General features: G+C 71.3%; 14 protein-coding genes. 1 reads left to right on the top strand and 13 read right to left on the bottom strand.

Annotated elements, in window-relative coordinates:
* Positions 1-3: 3 nt before the first annotated feature.
* From urtE to AC3IF1_RS09520, 5 genes are read right to left on the bottom strand one after another with little or no spacing between them, the layout of a single operon-like run.
* Complete coding sequence (gene urtE / locus AC3IF1_RS09540) at positions 4-717, bottom strand: urea ABC transporter ATP-binding subunit UrtE (RefSeq protein WP_489217342.1); 714 nt, start codon at positions 715-717, stop codon at positions 4-6.
* Positions 714-1,424: an ATP-binding cassette domain-containing protein gene (locus AC3IF1_RS09535; protein WP_489217341.1), complete on the bottom strand. Its 711-nt coding sequence runs from the start codon at positions 1,422-1,424 to the stop codon at positions 714-716. Before AC3IF1_RS09535 ends, urtE begins: the two co-directional genes overlap by 4 nt.
* Positions 1,421-2,515 (bottom strand): urea ABC transporter permease subunit UrtC, encoded by a 1,095-nt coding sequence (gene urtC, locus AC3IF1_RS09530; protein ID WP_489217340.1) that lies wholly within the window; start codon positions 2,513-2,515, stop codon positions 1,421-1,423. The genes AC3IF1_RS09535 and urtC overlap by 4 nt, the downstream gene beginning before the upstream one ends.
* Positions 2,512-4,140: an urea ABC transporter permease subunit UrtB gene (gene urtB / locus AC3IF1_RS09525; protein WP_489217339.1), complete on the bottom strand. Its 1,629-nt coding sequence runs from the start codon at positions 4,138-4,140 to the stop codon at positions 2,512-2,514. Before urtB ends, urtC begins: the two co-directional genes overlap by 4 nt.
* Positions 4,133-5,359, bottom strand: a complete 1,227-nt coding sequence (locus AC3IF1_RS09520) for a transporter substrate-binding protein (RefSeq protein ID WP_243968569.1) — start codon at positions 5,357-5,359, stop codon at positions 4,133-4,135. Before AC3IF1_RS09520 ends, urtB begins: the two co-directional genes overlap by 8 nt.
* A 453-nt stretch (positions 5,360-5,812) precedes the next feature.
* On the opposite strand from AC3IF1_RS09520, the gene AC3IF1_RS09515 reads away from it, so the two are divergent.
* Positions 5,813-7,096 carry a hydantoinase/carbamoylase family amidase gene (locus tag AC3IF1_RS09515; protein WP_243968571.1) on the top strand — a complete coding sequence of 428 codons (1,284 nt, stop codon included), beginning with the start codon at positions 5,813-5,815 and terminating at the stop codon, positions 7,094-7,096.
* Positions 7,097-7,161: 65 nt separating this feature from the next.
* Here the strand turns inward: AC3IF1_RS09515 and AC3IF1_RS09510 are convergent, their stop codons facing one another.
* The 8 genes from AC3IF1_RS09510 to AC3IF1_RS09475 form a co-directional block, all read right to left on the bottom strand.
* Entirely contained in the window at positions 7,162-8,433 is a 1,272-nt protein-coding gene (locus AC3IF1_RS09510) for a cytochrome P450 (RefSeq protein ID WP_243968573.1), read from the bottom strand.
* A 46-nt stretch (positions 8,434-8,479) separates the two neighbouring features.
* Positions 8,480-9,619 carry a helix-turn-helix transcriptional regulator gene (locus tag AC3IF1_RS09505; protein ID WP_243968575.1) on the bottom strand — a complete coding sequence of 380 codons (1,140 nt, stop codon included), beginning with the start codon at positions 9,617-9,619 and terminating at the stop codon, positions 8,480-8,482.
* Between the two features lie 379 nt (positions 9,620-9,998).
* Entirely contained in the window at positions 9,999-10,220 is a 222-nt protein-coding gene (locus AC3IF1_RS09500; RefSeq protein ID WP_489217338.1) for a hypothetical protein, read from the bottom strand.
* A gap of 25 nt (positions 10,221-10,245) precedes the next feature.
* Positions 10,246-10,779, bottom strand: a complete 534-nt coding sequence (locus AC3IF1_RS09495; RefSeq protein WP_243968579.1) for a hypothetical protein — start codon at positions 10,777-10,779, stop codon at positions 10,246-10,248.
* Between the two features lie 138 nt (positions 10,780-10,917).
* A complete protein-coding gene (locus AC3IF1_RS09490) occupies positions 10,918-11,385 on the bottom strand; it encodes a hypothetical protein (protein ID WP_243968581.1) in 468 nt (155 codons plus the stop codon).
* A 58-nt stretch (positions 11,386-11,443) separates the two neighbouring features.
* Positions 11,444-12,160: a cell division protein DivIVA gene (locus AC3IF1_RS09485; RefSeq protein WP_489217337.1), complete on the bottom strand. Its 717-nt coding sequence runs from the start codon at positions 12,158-12,160 to the stop codon at positions 11,444-11,446.
* Positions 12,161-12,670: 510 nt separating this feature from the next.
* Positions 12,671-15,823 (bottom strand): efflux RND transporter permease subunit, encoded by a 3,153-nt coding sequence (locus AC3IF1_RS09480; RefSeq protein WP_489217336.1) that lies wholly within the window; start codon positions 15,821-15,823, stop codon positions 12,671-12,673.
* Entirely contained in the window at positions 15,816-16,922 is a 1,107-nt protein-coding gene (locus tag AC3IF1_RS09475) for an efflux RND transporter periplasmic adaptor subunit (protein WP_489217335.1), read from the bottom strand. Before AC3IF1_RS09475 ends, AC3IF1_RS09480 begins: the two co-directional genes overlap by 8 nt.
* Between the last annotated feature and the right edge of the window lie 206 nt (positions 16,923-17,128).

Raw genomic sequence — 17,128 nt, 5'->3', positions numbered from 1 at the left:
CCGTCAGACGGCGATGTGACGGGTCAGCGTATCGTGGTTCAGCGCACCGGGGGCGCCGCGCTCGACGACGCTGCCCCGGGACAGCACCACCACGGCGTCGGCGACCCGCAATGCAAAATCGAGATACTGCTCCACGAGCAGCACCGTGATCCGGCCCTTCAGGCCGGCGATCACGGTCTCGATGGCGGCCACGATCGAGGGCTGGATGCCCTCCGTCGGCTCGTCCAGCAGGAGCGCCCGGGGTCGCGTGGCGAGCGCCCGGGCGATGGCGAGCTGCTGCTGCTGGCCGCCCGAGAGGTTGCCGCCCGGGCAGTGCCAGAGCCCGCGCAGGGCGGGGAAGAGCGCGACGGCCTCGTCCACGGCATCGGTGCGCTCCAGCCCGTGGGCGCGGGCCGCGACACGCAGGTTCTCGGCGACGGTCAGCTCCGAAAAAATCTCGCGGCCCTGGGGCACGTAGGCGAGGCCCGAACGGGCGCGGCGGTCCGGCGACAGGCGGTCCAACGTGATCCCGTCGAGGGCGATCCGGCCGCGGCTCGCCGGGATCAGGCCGGTGAGGCAGCGCAGCAGCGTGGTCTTGCCGGCGCCGTTGCGGCCGAGCACGGCCAGGCAGGCCCCCGGCTCGACGGCGAGGTCGATCCCGCGCAACACCTGCGCACTGCCGTAATGCTGGTCGAGCCCCTCGACGGCGAGGCGTGCCGGTGCGGGCGTATCCCTCATCGCCCGAGGAAGACCTCGATGACCCGGGCATCGCCGCGGGCGCCGCGCATGCTGCCCTCGTAGAGGGTGCGACCCTCGTGCAGCACCGTCACCCGGTCGGCGACGGCCTCCACGAAGGCCATGTCGTGCTCGATCACCAGAATCGCCCGGTCCGGCCGCCGAAGCGCGCGGATCAGGGCAGCGGTGTGGGCCGTCTCGGCGTCGGAGAGACCGGCCACCGGCTCGTCGAGCAGGAGGAGCGCGGGCTCTGCGGCCAGCACCATGCCGATCTCCAGCCACTGCTTCTCGCCGTGGGCGAGGCGTCCGGCCAAAACCGCGGCACGCGGGGCGAGGCCGATCTCCCCCAGGACGGAGTTGATGCGGGCGGGGCGTTCGCGGGACGCCAGCGCGGGCCCGCAGCCAATCTCCAGATTCTCGCGCACGGTGAGGGCCGGGAAGACGCTGGGCTTCTGGAACTTGCGCCGCACGCCGGCCCGGGCGATCGCGGCCTCGGAGCACTGGGTCAGGTCGAGCCCGTCGCCCAGGGTCACCCGGCCGGCGACCGGCTTGGTGATGCCGGAGATCACGTCGAGCAGCGTGGTCTTGCCGGCGCCGTTCGGCCCGATCACGGCCCGCACCTCGCCGGGATCGACCGCCAGCGAGACGGCATCGAGGGCGGTGAAGCGCCCGAAGGCGACCGTCAGGGCATCGACCACCAGGGCGCTCATCGGGCCGCCCGCAGCCAGGTCGGGCGGAGGCCCGCGAGGTCGAGGAGCCCGTTCGGTAGCACCAGCACCACGAGGAGCACCAGTCCCGACAGGATGAAGGGCCACGCCTCCGGCATCGCGGCGCTGAGCCAGAATTTCAAGCCGTTGACGAGCACGGCGCCGATCACCGCCCCGCCGAGCCGCCCCAGCCCGCCGATCGCCACCCAGACGGCGATCTCGATGGAGAGGTCCGGCGCCAGCACCCGCGGGTTGATGATGCCGACCTGCGGCACGTACAGGATGCCGGCCAGGGCGGCGATCATGGCCGAGAGGCACCAGATCCCGAGCTTCAGCCGGGTGGTGCTATAGCCCAGCGTGCGCAGGCGGGTCTCGTCGTCGCGGCAGGCGAGCATCCGCCGCCCGACGGCGCTGCCGACCAGGAGCCGGGCGCCGGCGAGCACGGCGGCCAGTGCCATCAGCGTGGCAACCGCGAGGCCCGTGACCACGCCGGGGGCGCCCATCGGCCAGCCGAACAGCAGCGGGAAGCCGGTCATGCCGTTGTTGCCGCCGAGACCGGTATCGTTGCGGTACATCAGCAGCATCGCGACGTAGACGAGCGCCTGGCTGATGATCGAGAAATAGACGCCGTTGACCCGCGAGCGGAACGAGGCGAGCCCGAACAAGAAGGCGACGAGGCCGGCGACCGCCAGTGCGAGGACGAAGGCGTAGGCGGCGTGGTCGAGGCCCGCCCAGTAGGCCGGGAGGCTCTTCCAGCCCATGAACTGCACGAAGTCCGGCAGCACCCCGGTCACGGCGGCGCCGTGGGCGAGCAGGTGCATGGCGCAGACATAGCCGCCGATGGCGAAAAACAGCCCGTGCCCGAGGCTGAGGATGCCGAGATAGCCCCAGACCAGGTCGAGGGAGACGGCCAGGATCGCGAAGGCGGCGAGCTGGCCCAGGGCGTTGACGAGGTAGGGGGCGGGGGGAGCCACCAGCAGGGCCGCCGCGGCGGCAAGGCAGAGCCCGACCAGCCCGGCGACCAGGGGATCGCGCAGGGCCCGCGTCGCCGGCCCGGTCGGGCGCGCCAGGGCGGTCCGGAGGGTTCCGCTCATCGCCGCCGCCGGACCGCGAACAGCCCCTCGGGCCGGCGCTGCAGGAACAGGATGATGCCGACGAGCACGATCACCTTGGCGGCAACCGCGCCGGAGATCGGCTCGAGCAGCACGTTGGCGCCGCCGACTCCGAGCGCCGCCACCAGGGTCCCGGCGAGGCTGCCGACGCCGCCCAGCACCACGACCATGAAGCTGTCGATGATGAAGCCGGAGCCCATGCCGGGATTGACGCTGTAGATCGGGCAGAGCGCCACCCCGGCGAGCCCCGCCAGCCCCGAGCCGAGGCCGAAGGCGAGGCGGTCGACCCGGCGGGTCGGCAGCCCCAGGCAGGCGGCCATGTCGCGGTTCTGGGTCACCGCGCGGATGTCGAGCCCGAGGGGGGTGCGGCGCAGGATCAGCAGGGTCAGGGCCAGCGTCACCACCGCGAAGCCGATGGCGAAGAGGCGGTTCCAGGTGACGACGAAGTCGGCGTAGAGCGGTACGCCGCCGCTGACGTAGGCCGGCATCGCGAATTGCAGGTTCTGCGTCCCGACGGTGACGCGGATCAGATTCACCAGGAACAGGCTCACCGCCCAGGTGGCGAGCAGGCTCATCAGCGGGCGCCGGTAGAGGTGGCGCAGGATCAGCGCCTCGACCACGATCCCCACCAGGGCGACGGCGCCGAAGGCCACCGGGATCGCCGCGACGAGGTAGAGGTCGAGCAGCCCGGGGGCGAACCGGCGCAGCGCCTCCTGCACGCCGTAGGTGGCGTAGGCGCCGAGCATGATGAACTCGCCCTGGGCGAGGTTGATGACGCCCATCAAGCCGAAGATGATCGCGAGCCCGGCCGCCGCCATGAACAGGATGCTGGCGAAGCTCAACCCGTTGTAGACGACCGCGAGGGCGTCGCCGATCGCGACCGCGCGGCCGACCCGGGCGAGCCCCGCATCGACGGCCGCCCGGAAGGCCGGATCGGTCGCGTAGGCCGGATCGCCCTTCAGCGCCGCGAGCCGCGCCCGGGCGGTCCCGGACGGACTCGCCGCCACGGCGCCAATCGCCGCGACGCGCCGGGCCGGATCGGCCGAAGACAGGGCGGCCGCCTGGGCGAGGCCGGCGATGGTGGACTTCAGACCGGGATCCGTCTCCGCGTCCCGCGCCCGGTCGAACACCGCCTCCGGCACGGTCGCGATGCGCCTTTCCAGGACCGCGAGACCGGCGGCGCGCGCCGCCGGATCCGGTCCGGTCAGGAGGCCGATCATGCCGCGCGCGGTCTCGACGGCGGCGCGCTGGCGCAGGCCGAGGACGGGCGCGCGCGCCTCCGCGGCCGGCCGAACCGCGTCGGTGACGGCGTCGCGGCCCTCGGGCGCCCCCGGGCGATCGAGCAGGACCGCGCCCTCGGCGGTGCAGGACAGGCGGCGCTCGGCCAACGCGCCCAGGATCCGCCCCGCGAACGCCAGGTCATCGCCCGGCAGCGCGCCGCCGGCCTGGACGAGGCCCTCGGCCCCGCGCACCTGCGCTGCCCCGTCGCCGCAGAGCGCGGCCGCGAGCGCCGCCCGGTCGAACGGTGCGGCGGTGGCCGGGAGAGCGAGACAGGCGAGCGCCAGGGACCAGAGCGCCAGGATGGCACGCCGCCCCGGATCAGCCATAGGGGCTGAACGGGACCGGCTTCGGGGCGTCGGGGGATTGCCAGAGCACGTCGAAGCCGCGCTTCTCGTTGACCGACCCGATGAAGACGCCGCGGGAGACGTAGTTGTCCGCCCCCGTCATGGTCAGCGTGTAGCCGGACGGGTCGTCGAAGCTCAGACCCGCGAAGGCCTTGCGCACCTCCGGGACCGCGAAGGACCCCGCCTTGGCGGCGGCCAGCGCCCAGAGCTGGACGCTGTCGTAGGCCGAAACCATCGGATCGATCACGGTGTCGGCGCTGAACGGGACGTTCTTGGCCTTCACGTAGGATGCCCAGTCGCCGAGGAATTTCCTGTTACGCTCGCCCTTGGCAGCCTGGAGATAGGCCCAGCAGTTCAGATGGCCGACGAGCTTCCCGGTATCGAGACCCTCCAGATCGGCCTCCACCATGTCGAGGCCGAGGATCGGGACGTCGGTGGCACTGATGCCCTGGTTGGCGAATTCGCGCAGAAAATCGGGGATCGAGGAGCCGACGACGGTGAGCACCACGATCGGCTGGCCGCCGGGCTGGCTGGCGAAGCTGCGCACCTGGTTCACCAGCGTCTGGAAGTTCGAGAAGCCGAAGGGCACGTATTCCTCGCGCCACGCGGTCTCGGGGATGCCCTTGCCCGTCCAATAGCCCTTCAGCTGCTTGTTGATCGTGCGCGGCCAGACATAATCCGAGCCGATCATGAAGAAGCGCTTCGCGCCGACCCCGTCCGGACCCATCAGGTAGTCGACCGCGGGCAGCACGGAACTCGCAGGCGGTGAGTTCACGTAGACGACGTTCTTCGAATTCTCGTCGCCCTCGAAATGCAGCGGGTAGAACAGCAACCCGTCATTCTGCTCGACGACCGGAAGCACCGACTTCCGCGACACCGAAGTCCAGCACCCGAACAGGGCCGCGACCTTCTCCTGCTGGAGCATCTGCCGTCCGACCTGTGCGTAGAGCGGCCAGTCCGAGGCGGGATCGGAGGTCACGACCTCGATCTGACGGCCGTTGACGCCGCCGCGCCCGTTGATCTCGTCGGCCGCCATCCGGACCACGTGGTTCAGCCGGCCCTCAAGATTGGCCATCGTGCCGGAGGACGAGAACAGGCAGCCGAGCTTGACCGTATCGGCGGCGAAGGCCGGCCGGATGAGCGCAGGCGCCGCCAGGAATGCCGCCGTGCCCAGGACGCCGCGCCGCGTGAGTTGCGTCATCGATTCCAAAGCTCCCTCGGCCGCACGCTCGATTGTCGGCCGCGGGGTCGGGGACGGGAAGGTCAAAGAGGCTGCAGATCGCCGGATGGCTTGCGCATATTGGCGTCACTTGTACACGCGACGGGCAGAATTCGCCCGGGACCATCCGCTTCAAAGACCGGAATACGGGGCCGACGTATAACGGCACTGAAGCGCGGCCGCTTCTGAGGCACGGAGCGGTCATGCCGCGGATCCCGACATCCGCTTCCCGGGGCGAGCCGATATGTGCGCCCGTCACGGCAATGATCGCCGTCCCGAATTCTCGACCGGCTGCTCACGGTTCGAGCCCAGCCTGAAACGCGTCCTCGGCTGATGCGCCGCGGCGCTGACGCTCGGCGTCGGACCGGCTACGGCGCGGGCGGCACGGAAATGGCAGCGCAGCGGCGAGCGATCCGGGCTTGGAGCGGCGCAGGGATGGAAACGGCATCGGCGATCGGCGCGGCAGTCCGCGCGCAGCGGGGCCGGGTTGAGGCTTTGTTCGCGGCGCTGGCCCGCTGCGGCCGGACCGAGCCCGGGTTCACGCGGGCCTCCTACAGCCCGGAGGAGACCGCGGCCCACGCGGTGGTGGTGCGCTGCGCCGAGGAACTCGGCCTCGCGGTCCGGCGGGATGCCGCCGCCAACACCACCATGACCCTGCCGGGCCGGGACCGCCGCTTGCCGCCGATCCTGATCGGCTCCCATCTCGACACCGTGCCCCAGGGCGGCAATTACGACGGGGCCGCCGGCGTGGTGGCCGGCCTCGCCGCCGTCGCGGCCATCCGCCGGCTCGGTCTGACGCCGGAGCGCGACATCACCGTCATGGCGATCCGCGCCGAGGAGAGCGTCTGGTTCCAGGTATCCTACGTCGGCAGCCGGGCAGCGCTCGGCAGCCTCCCGGACGGGGCCCTCGATGCCGTCCGGATCGACGACGGCCAAGCGCTCGCCGGGCATATCGCCCGGGCGGGCGGCGACCCGGAAGCGCTGCGGGCCGGCCCGCCCGCCCTCGACGCCACCGCGATCCACGCCTTCCTGGAGGTGCATATCGAGCAGGCTCCGAGCCTCGAGGAAGCCGGGATCCCGGTCGGGCTCTGCACCGGGATCCCGGGCAACGTGCGCTATCCCGATGTCCGGATCCGCGGGCGTTACGACCATGTCGGCACCCCGCGCCGCTTCCGCCGGGACGCCGCCATAGCCGGCGCGGAGATCGCCCTCGCCCTCGACCGGGTCTGGGCGGAGCGGGAGGCGGCCGGCTGCCCGATGGCGGTCACCTTCGGCCGGTTCCACACCGACGCCGCGGCGCACGGTATGACCACGGTCCCCGGCGAATTCCGCTTCAGCCTGGACATGCGGGCCTACACGGCCGGGGTGCTGGCGGAACTGGAGGCCGCCTTCCTGGACGCTGTGGCGGCGGCGGAGCGCCGCGGCGTCAAGGTGGCGCTCGGGTCCCGAGCGGAGGCCTCCGTGGGCGCGGTCGCGCCCCGGATCCGCGACGGGCTCGCGGCGGCGGCGGACGCGCTCGGCATCGCGACCCGGCCCCTCGGCAGCCCCGCCTCCCACGACGCCGCCGCGTTCGCCAAGGCCGGCGTGCCGATGGCCATGCTGTTCGTGCGCAACGCCAACGGCAGCCACAACCCCGACGAGGCCATGGCGATCGACGATCTGCTCGACGCCACCGCGATCCTCACCGTCTGGCTGGCGGCGGAAACCTGCGGCGGCTGAGGACCGGTCTCCTCGGGCACCGCAACGCGCGAGACTGACCGCCTGGGCAGTCCGGCGGCGGCAGGTCAGTGACCGTCTGGCACCGCTGCGGGATCGCACGCGTAGGCGATCCGGAAAGCGGTCGGGAACGGCGTGCCGTCATCCTCGACGGCGCTCTCGGCGCGGAGATCGTCCCGGAGGAGGATCCGGCGCACCATCTCCGGGATCATGACGCCGGCCATGTAGCGGCCCAGGCATTCGTGGTGACCGAGGCCGAAATGCAGGTACGCGTGGTCGGGCCGGGTCGGGTCGAAGCGCTCGGGATCGGGCACCCAGTCGGCGTCGAACATCGCCGACAGGCTGAGGGGCAGCACCACCCTGCCCTTCTGGATCCGGCGCGCCCCCGGGCCACCGCGTCCGAGCACGTGGTCGGTCTCGGCCTGCCGGAACATGAAGGCGACGATCGGCGCGAAACGGAGCGCTTCCCACACGAAACCGTCGAAGGCCGCGATGTCGGCCGCGGCGGCCCGCGCCGCCGCGTGGACGTCCGGGCGCCGCAGGATCTCGGCCAGAGCATTCACCACGGCCTCCGCGGTGGTCTCGATGGTGCCGATGAGGAGACCGCCGACGTTGATGACCACCCGGTCGATCCCGAAGCCGGCCGCGACCGGCATCTGCAGCCGCAGAAGCCGCGTGAGCACGTCGTCGGGCGGGTTCGCGCCCGCCTCGATGGCCGCGAGCCGGGCCGGAATGAGCGACGCGAAAGCGGCCTGCATCTCCGCGCGGGCGTGCTCGGCGGCGGCCTGGACCTTCGCGGCATCCGGACGCCCGTCGAAGGGCAGGTTGTTAAACTGGTCGAGCTGGTTCGCATACGACCAGCGCAAGAGGTCGGCGTCCGGCGCCGGGAAGCCGAGGAACTCCTGGACGATCCGCATCGGCACCAGGCGCGCAATCGACGCGACGACGTCGAGCGATCCGCCGCCCGCGTCGAGAACCCCATCGGTGATCGCGCCCGCGCGCGTCCGGATGGCCGGAAGGTCGCCCCAGGGCAGCACGGCGCGCATCACCGCCTTGTCCCTGTAGTTCACCTCGGTCCCGTCGAGCGCCAGCATGAACGAGCCCATCTTGGGCTTGTAGAGCGCGACGGAGAAGACGCTCGGCAGGGTGAGGATTTCGGCCACGTCGGCGCGCCTGGCCACGAGGACGACCGCGCCGCAATCCAGGATCGGCGCACGCTCCCGCAACTGCGCGAAGAAGGGTCCGGGGGCGCGCCGGATCCAGTCGCGGGCCACCGGCCAGCGATCCGCCACCGGCAGGGCTTCCAGCTCCGCGAGGCAGGGCGCGGCGGGATCGGGCATGCGCGACTCCATTCCACAAGGCGGCCGCGTTCGGCGGGGCGGGCCGTCAGTTCAGGGAGATATCCAGGCCTTCGCGTAGGCGCGCGACGAGTTCGCCCTGTCGGTGCGTCTGGGTCTTGGCGAACAGGGCGCGCAGCTGCGTCCGCACGGTGGAGATCGCGATCCCCCGCTCCCGGGCATGGGTGCTGAGCGAGCGCCCCGAGGCGACCGCGTGGGCGAGGACCGCCTCCGCGCCGGTCAATCCGAACAGGCATTGCAGGCGGCCGGGGGCCCCCTCCTGCAGCTTGGGTGCGCCGTTGCGGATCACCACGGCGAGTTCGGCCCTGACCCGCGAGCCCGTGCCCGTCGGACGCTTGGACAGGGGATGGAGCGAGACCCGCATCGGGGTGCCGGTCTCGGCACAGGTGATGGCGATATGGTCGGCCTGGGTGATCTTGACCCCGCCCTTGGCGGCGGCGAGCGCCTCGGTGGCGGCTTTGGCGATCCGGCGCGAGCACGGCCCGTCCTTGATGGCGAGGCTGCCCCGGTCGAGGGACAGGCCCGTGCGGGACTTCGCCAATGCCTCGGCGGCGCGGTTGGCATGGGCGACGCGCAGACGGGAATCCGTGAGGATCACGGCCGCGTCGAGGAGGTCGAGGGCGGAGGCGAGATCGGAGGACCGCTCCGAGGCCTGCCGCATCAGGGCGTAGAATTCGAAGGCCCGGCGCAGATGCGGCACGAGCGTCGACAGGCGCCGCATCTCTGCGGACTGGAACGGGCCCGCCTCCTCGTCGCGCATGGCCGCGAGGGTCGCCATCACGTCGGCTTCCCGGGCGAAATACGTGACCAGGCTGTGCTCGATGCCGAACGGCCGGACGACCTCCTTGAACAGGGCCGTCTCGCGGAACTGGGCGGGATCGACCCCCTCCTCGGCGCGAATCACCTTGCCCTGGTTCGACAGGATGTAGGGAAGCCGGGGGTCCTCGGTGGCGTGCCGGTAGAGGAACGTGCGGTACTGCGTCCGGTCGAACCCTGACACCGCCCACATGGGCTTGCGCGACCCGTCCAGGCTGAACACGGCGAGCTGCCCGACCCGGCCGCCGACGAAGCCGACGAGGTCTTCCAGAAGCGCGGACCACTCTTCCGGCTGGCCGACACGGTCGTAGATCGACCCGACCAGGTGCGAATAGGTCTCGAGTTCTTCCATCGCCACACTCCGCTGTCAGGGACAGGTTGAACGCGGACGTAACCTACGGCTCGCGGTGGTGATCGGCCTCCTCGACGGGCATGGCGGGCGGTGCCGTCCGGGCGGCAGGCTGCGCCACGTGTCCGAGGACGGCGGCGAACGCGGCCGGTGCGCTCGTCGATCGCGTCACGACGGCAGCTCGGGCATGGTCGGGGCCCTGGCTTAGGGTTGCTCGTACATTCGTTTTAGCAACGAGAACGAGAAGCGCGTCCCCCAAATGGATGAGGCATGCGCCGAGGGCCGTGCGACGGCTGTGGGATGGATGGCCGGTAACATCGCATGCCGGCAGGCCCGACCGCGTATCGCGCAGGCGGGGGGCGACAGGCGTTACGGTGCGAGCTTAAAGGCGCGTCAGCCGCAGCCGCCATGCGGGGTCCTGGGCGGCGCCCCTCACGGCCGCGCTGGGAGCGGTCGGGAAGACCTGCTCGATCACGTCCCGGTCGACAGGCCCCTCCGACAAGGTCACGCAGCCGCCGAGCGACAGCGCCAGCAGAGCCGCCAGCGCTGGCACCCGGATCGATCGTTCCGCCGTCCCGGCGCGGACGCGGCGCGGCGCGCACATGGCCCCGCCCCCCAGTTGATGGTCCCTACGCCGCGACCCGTCGCTCCGCGGGCGCCAGATCCCGGCTCGCCTGCTCGATCCGCACCAGCCAGCCCTCGGCGGCCTCGGCGCGTCGTTCGGCAGCCTGGACCCGCGCCTCCATCGCCTGCATCTGCGCGGCGGCCTCGGCCTGGAGCTTCCCGATCTGCGCCTCGGCGCGGGCCCGGATTTCCCCGGCCTTCGCGTCCGCCTGAGCCTGAACCTCGCGCAGCAGCACCTCGAAGGCGCGGACTTCCTGCTGCGAGCGCTTCAATTCCTGGAGCAGGGCGTCCTGCTCGGCGGCCTGCTCCCGCAGGCGCGTTTCCTGCTGCTGGGCGGCGCTCTTGGCCGCGGTGAGGGTGTCGAGCACACCGGTCCAGTCCGAGGGCATCCGGCGGGGCGCCGGAGCCGCGCCGTTCACCACGGCGATCACCGGCGCCGGCTGGGGGGATGCGGCCGGCGGCTTGTCCTGGCCGTCCTGCCGGTGCGCGACGATCTGCGCATCGAGGTTGGCCCAGAACGCCTCGTCCATCGCTGGCATCGCGGTTCCCTTCTGCCCGTTCGTGTCTCAAGACGGCGGCGTTGGCGACGCTGCGTCACGCGTCTCTCCGGAAACGCCCGCCACAGCATCATCCGCAGGTCGAAGAACCCCCGATGGCCGGGGGTTCGACGATTGCTCTCAAATGGCCGACACGGCGGTCCTGCGCGAATCGGCAGGGGCCATGACGAATTCGGCCTCGATCGTTTCGGAGATCCGCCGCAGCCACTCCTCGGCCAGCGCGGCGCGCTCCTCGGCGATACGGGCCCGCTCCTCCGCGGCCCGGATCTGGATCGCGGCCTGCGCCTCGGCCTCGTCGGTGCGTTGCTCGGCGGCGCGAACCTTCGCATCGGCGTCCCGGAGGTCGGCACGGACCTGCTCGACGAGGTCCTGGACGCGTCCCTCGTAATCCTGGGCGCGATCCTCGACCGCGCGGATATATTCGGCCGCACCGCGCACCCGATCGAGCAGGCCCGACCATTTCGCGGCCGTCGGGAGCGAGGTCAGGACGACGACCTTGCCCTGGGACATCGCGCCGTCCGTGGTCGGCTCGGTGGCGGCGAGCACCGCGCCGGACTGATCGGAGGCGATCCGTCGTGACTGTTCCATGATCGATCCTGGGGCCGGGCTGGAGGACGGGAGCGACGGGGGTGGAGCGCCCGTTCGCTCAGGCCTCGGCCTCGATCTGGCTCATATGGCCGCCGAGCAGCAGCGTCTTGGCGGCCGCGTCGATCCGGGACAGCCACTTCTCGGCGGTATAGGCCCGGAGGTCGGCGACCCGCACCTGCTCTTCGGCCGCCCGGACCCAGGCTTCCGCCTCGGCCTGGAGCGTGCGCACCCGGGCCTCGGCTTCCGCACGGATCTCCTCGACCTGCGCATCCGCATCGGCCTGGACCCGCTGCAGGCGGATATCGGCCCGCGTCTGGATCTCGTGGGCCCGCATCTCGGAGAGCTGCAGGCGCTGCTGCGTCTCCTTGAGCTCGCGCTGCACGGTTTCGAGCAGCACCCCGTGCGAGGCGCTCTGCTCGCGCAGGCGCTTCTTCTGCTCGTCGGCAAGACCGACCATGCCGTTGATGATGTCGAGGGTCGTCATCCAGTCGGAGACGGCGTCGGGCTGAACGTCGGACGACGTCGGTCCGGAGGCCTGTTCCGAGACCGGTGCCGGGACCGGCTCGGCGTCGTTGACGGCCGGCTGCGGGACGACCGCGGCCGGGACCTCCTCGGAATCCAGGCTCAGCCGCAGCGCGGGCATGTCGGCCGGACCGGAGGTCGGTTTGAGCCTTAAGATCTCCGCCGACGGTTTCTCGGAGATCCGGTCCAGACTCTCCGCGACCTGCGTCAGAATGTGGGACCAAGAGGCTGTGGGAGCCGCGATCATGCTCATTTCTGCCTTTCCCATGGCGAACATGGCATGATAGAGACACAGTCATGGTTAATGACTCGTTAATTGTGTATTCGCCCGCTAGCTTTTCATAAGCTCCTCCTAACCACAATTAATCTTCGTCCCGCTCGACCGTCGGGGCGGGCCTCGACCGATCCGCCGTCGTGATGCGTCGAATATCCCGCGATGTCCGGGCTGGCCGATGCCCGTTGGGTCAATACATCCTGCAGTATCGGCGCGACCGAGAAAGCCACGGCGGTCAAAGGCAGGCGATATTGGTCTTTAAGCTCGATCAATATTTACCTTGCATGCATTTTTTGGGATATTAAACATATATCAAAATAAATTTCTCGCCTGTATTTGATGTAATTATTCGATATGACTGCAATCAATCGGTCGTATTGGTCCGGAGCCCCAAAAAACGGTCCTTGTGTACCGCAAATCCGCCTCGCCAGATGGATCTGGATTCGAGAGTGCGCCCGCACCGCACCGATGCGGCGACATCGGTCGAGTTCAGGACTGGAGGACCGCCAGCGCATCGTCGACGGGCCGGAAGCGGGCGAAGCGCAGGGCCAGCACCGGCAGGACCAGGAGGTTCAGAACCGTCGAGGTCGTGAGGCCGCCCAGGATCACGAGCGCCATCGGTCCTTCGATCTCCCGACCGGGCTCGCCCGCGCCGAGGGCGAGGGGCAGCAGCCCGAGACCGGTGACAAGGGAGGTCATCAGGATCGGAACCATCCGATCGGCCGCACCCTCCGCGGCGGTGGCGGCATCCCAGGGCCGGCCGTCGCGGTTCACCATCTGCTCGTAATGGGCAACCATCATCACGCTGTTGCGCAGCGAGATCCCCGAGAGGGTGACGAAGCCCACGATCGAACCCAGCGACAATACGCCGCCCGCGAGCGCGGCCGCCGCCACGCCGCCCACGAAGGCGAAGGGTAGGTTGACGAGGACGAGCATCAGATTCGCCGTGGAACCGGTGACAACAGCGAGCAGCACGATGATCCCGAAGCCCGCCAGCCCGGCATGGATCATCAGGTCGCGCCGGGCCGTGTCCTGCGCCTCCGCGGCCCCCGAGAAGGCGACGTAGACCCCCTCGGGCAGCCGGACCTCGCGGGCGATCTTGCGCTTGGCCGCCGCCACGAAACCCGACACGTCGCGGCCCTCGACGTTGGCGGTGACCGCCTGCATCCGCTGCGCCCCAAGATGCTGCACCTGATAGCGGCCGGCACTCTCGTAGACATCGGCGACCTGCGAGAGGCGGACGAAGCGGCCGCCGGGCACCCGCAAGGGTAAATCGCCGATCGCACTGAGCCGGCGCCGAACCTGCGCGTCGAGGATCACCAACACGTTGACCGTCGCATTGCCGCGGTAGGTCTGACCGACGACATCGCCCTGGTAGGCGGTGCGCACCGCCTCCAGCACCTCCACCGGATCGAGCCCCCAATGGCGCAGATCGACCGGCCGCAGGGCCACGGTCACCTGCGGCAGGCCGGCCGGGGAGGCCTGCTGGACGTCCCGGGCACCCTTCACCTCCGCGAGCTCGCGCGCCACCGAGCGGGCGGCGGCCTCGATCCGGTCGAGATCGCTGCCGACCACGTTGACGACCACCGGCGCGGTGAAGCCCGACACCGTCTCCTCGATGCGTTCGGTCAGGAAGGTCTTCAGCGAAAAGGCCGCGCCGGGAAAACCCGCGACCAGCGTGCGGATCGCCATCTCGATATTCCGCTGCGCGGCCCCGTCGAGGCCGGGCTCCAGGTCGATATGGATCTCGCTGTAATGGGGTCCCGCCGTGTCCTCTCCGGCCTCCGCGCGCCCGATCTGTGCGGCCACCGCCCGTACCCCCGGGATGCCTTTCAGGCCGCCGGTGACGAGGCCGCTGAGCCGCTGCGATTCCTGCAGGGAGGTGCCGGGCACGGCCACCATGTGCAGGATCATGTGGCCTTCCTTCAGGTCGGGCAGGAACACCGCCCCGAGGGTCGGCAGGATGGCGGCGCCGCCGAGCGTCACCAGCACGCCCACGAGCATCGTGATCCGCGGCACCCGGCCAATCCGCGCCAGCAGCGCCAGATATCCCGCGCGGCTCCAGCGCACGACCGGGGGTTCGCGGGTCGCGGCGTCCCGGGCATTGCGGCCGCCGAGGAGGAGCAGCGCCAGCGCCGGCGTCACGGTCAGCGCGACGAGCAGCGAGGCGACGACCGCCGCGACGTAGGCGAGGGCCAGGGGGCCGAACAGGCGTCCCGCCACCCCGGTGAGCGCCAGGACCGGCAGGAACATCAGCAGCACCGCCAGGGTGGCGTAGGCAACCGAGCTGCGCACTTCGAGCATCGCGCCGAGCACAACCCGGGCGGCCCCTTGCCCGCCGGGGCGCGCCGCCCGCAGGCGGCGGGAAACGTTCTCGACGCCGATCACCGCGTCGTCGACGACCTCGCCGATGGCGAGGGCGAGGCCACCCAGCGTCATCGTGTTAAGGCTCTCGCCCCAGGCTTGGAGGGCGAGCGCGGCGGCGATCAGCGACAGCGGGATCGCCGCCGCGCTGATCAGCGCCGCCCGCCAATCCGCCAGGAAGACCAGGAGCACGATCACCACCAGGACCCCGCCGAACGCCAGGGCCTGGATCACGTTGCCGGTGGCGACATCCACGAAGTTCGCCGGCCGGAACAGGTCGGCGCGCAGGGACACCTCCTCTCGGTTGAGGACCGGGCGCAGCTCGTCCAGGGCGGCCTCGAGGCGGGCCGTCACCGCCCGGGTATCGACCCCGACCTGGGCGCCGACCATCAGCAGAACGCCGGGCTTGCCGTCCACCAGGGCGGCGCTGATCGCCGGCTCCGGGGCGGCCGTGACCGTGGCCACGTCGGAGAGCACCACGCTCGCTCCGCCGTCATTGTGGAGCACCGTCCGCCCGAGCGCCTCCGGGGTGAGCGACTGCCCCTCGGTCCGCAGCAGCACGCGCTGGTTCGGGGTGTCGACGAAGCCGGCCCCGCGCACGCCGGTCGCCTTGCGGGCCGCGGCCAGCACGTCGTTGAGGCCGATCTGGTAGCGGATCAGGTCGTCCGGGCGGATCTGCACCTGCAGCGCCCGCACGGCACCCCCGTAGAGCGACACCTGGGCGATGCCCGGCACCGCCTGGAGGCGTCGGCGCACGGTCCATTCGGCGACGTGGCGCAGATCCATGGCATCCCGGGTGCCGGAGGTCAGCCCGACGAGGAGCACCGTGAGGGTCGAGGAGGTGAGCGGGGTCATCGCGGGCGCCGCGACACCGTCGGGCAGGCGCCCCGACAAAGCCGCCAGCCGCTCGTTGACCCGCTGGCGCACCCGGTCGACGTCGCTGCCCGGCCTGAACACGGCGGTGATCACCGACAGGCCCTGGATCGAGGTCGAGCGCAGCGTCTCCAGGCCGGGGAGGCCGCCGACCGCGACCTCGACCGGCTGCGTCACCAGCACCTCGACCTGCTCCGAGTCGAGGCCCGGCGCCTCGGCCTGGATCGTTACGGTCGGCGGCGCGAATTCGGGAAAGACATCGTAGCGGGCGCCGGCCAGCGCGGTGAGTCCGAAGATCACGAGGGCGCAGGCCAGGGCCAGCACCACCCGCGGCTGACGGACGGCGAAACCGACGAGGGCAGCCTGGGGACCGAAGCGGCCAGCCCAGCCGGACGGCTCAGTCATCGTCGTCGCCCACCACGCGGATGCGGCTCTTCATCTCCTCGGAGAGGAGGGCCTGGCCGCCCCGCAGCACGATCTCCGCGCCGTCCGGCAGATCCTCGACCACGTAGGCGTCCGCCGACATGGGGGCGTCCGGCCGGATCGGGTGCCGGACGTAGGCGCCGTCGCCGGTGCCGCGATAGACCCAGCTGCTCCCCTCCCCGTGGACCACGGCATCCTCTGGAACGAGCACGCCGCGGACTGCGCGCTCGCCCGGCAGGAACGCCATCGTGCTGGTGCCGGGCAGGAGGCCGCTGTCGCCGGACACGAGATAGAAGAAGCTCTGACCCTGGAGGCGGGGATCGGTCCGGGTGGCGGGCGAGACCAGGCGCAGGGCGACCCGCTCGCTCTGCGGCGGCACCTCGGCGAAGACGGCCTGCGGCGGGCTCGCGAAGGTCTCCCCGGGCGGCAGCGTCACCTGCATCAGGAAATCCGCGCGCTCGATCAGCCGGGTGACGAGGGGCGCGCGGTCGATGATCGCCTTGCCGAGCGCGGAACCCCATTCCTGCCGCGCGGTCGCCGCGAGGGTCCGCACCTGCGATTCGGCTGCCGCCTGGGCGGCCCGGTCGGTCAGGAGCGTGCCCTCGGCGGTCTCGATCTGGGCGACCGCCACCACCCCGGCGCCGAGGTTGCGGGCGCGGCGGGCGGCGCTGGCCGAGACCTCGGCCCGCGCCTGGGCGGTCTGGAGCGCGGCGACGGCGCCCGCGTAGCTGTTGGCGAGCTCGGTGATGCGGGCGAGATCGAGAACGGTGCCGTAGGCGGTCAGCTCCTGGCGATGCTGCACGGCCGGGCGCGTTTCGGTGATAAGCCCGATCCGCGCGCGCTCTGGATCGGACAGCCGGATGAAGGTCCGCCCGTCTTCCACGGCGGTACGCAGCGCCGGCAACCGCGCCTCGGCCGCCGGCGGCTTGCGCGTGGCGGGCAGGAGGACCGCGAGCCGCTCGCTGGCCGCATGCAGGCCGAGGGCGGCCTGGGCGCGCAATCCTCGCCCCGGCTCCGAAACGGCGACGCCGATCGCCCCGAGCAGCAGCAGCCCAACGATGAGGCGCGTTCTCCGACCCACCCCAAGCCCCCGCGTGATTGCCGAAACATCCCGGATTGAATGCCGAATGTACCCGATACACCCGGATGAGCCCGGCTCAAACTCCGTGACGGTCGATAGGGGGGGATGCGTTTCGGCGCCGGGTGGGCCGAGATCAGCCTGAAAGCGCGAGGCCATCGGGGGCGCGCTGCGCGGGCCCGGGGCTCAACGACCGTATCAGGGTGTCA

The organism is Methylobacterium sp. E-012 (assembly GCF_057836545.1).
The sequence above is the reverse complement of the archived record's forward strand: the minus strand, read 5'-3'. Positions and strand labels throughout refer to the sequence as shown.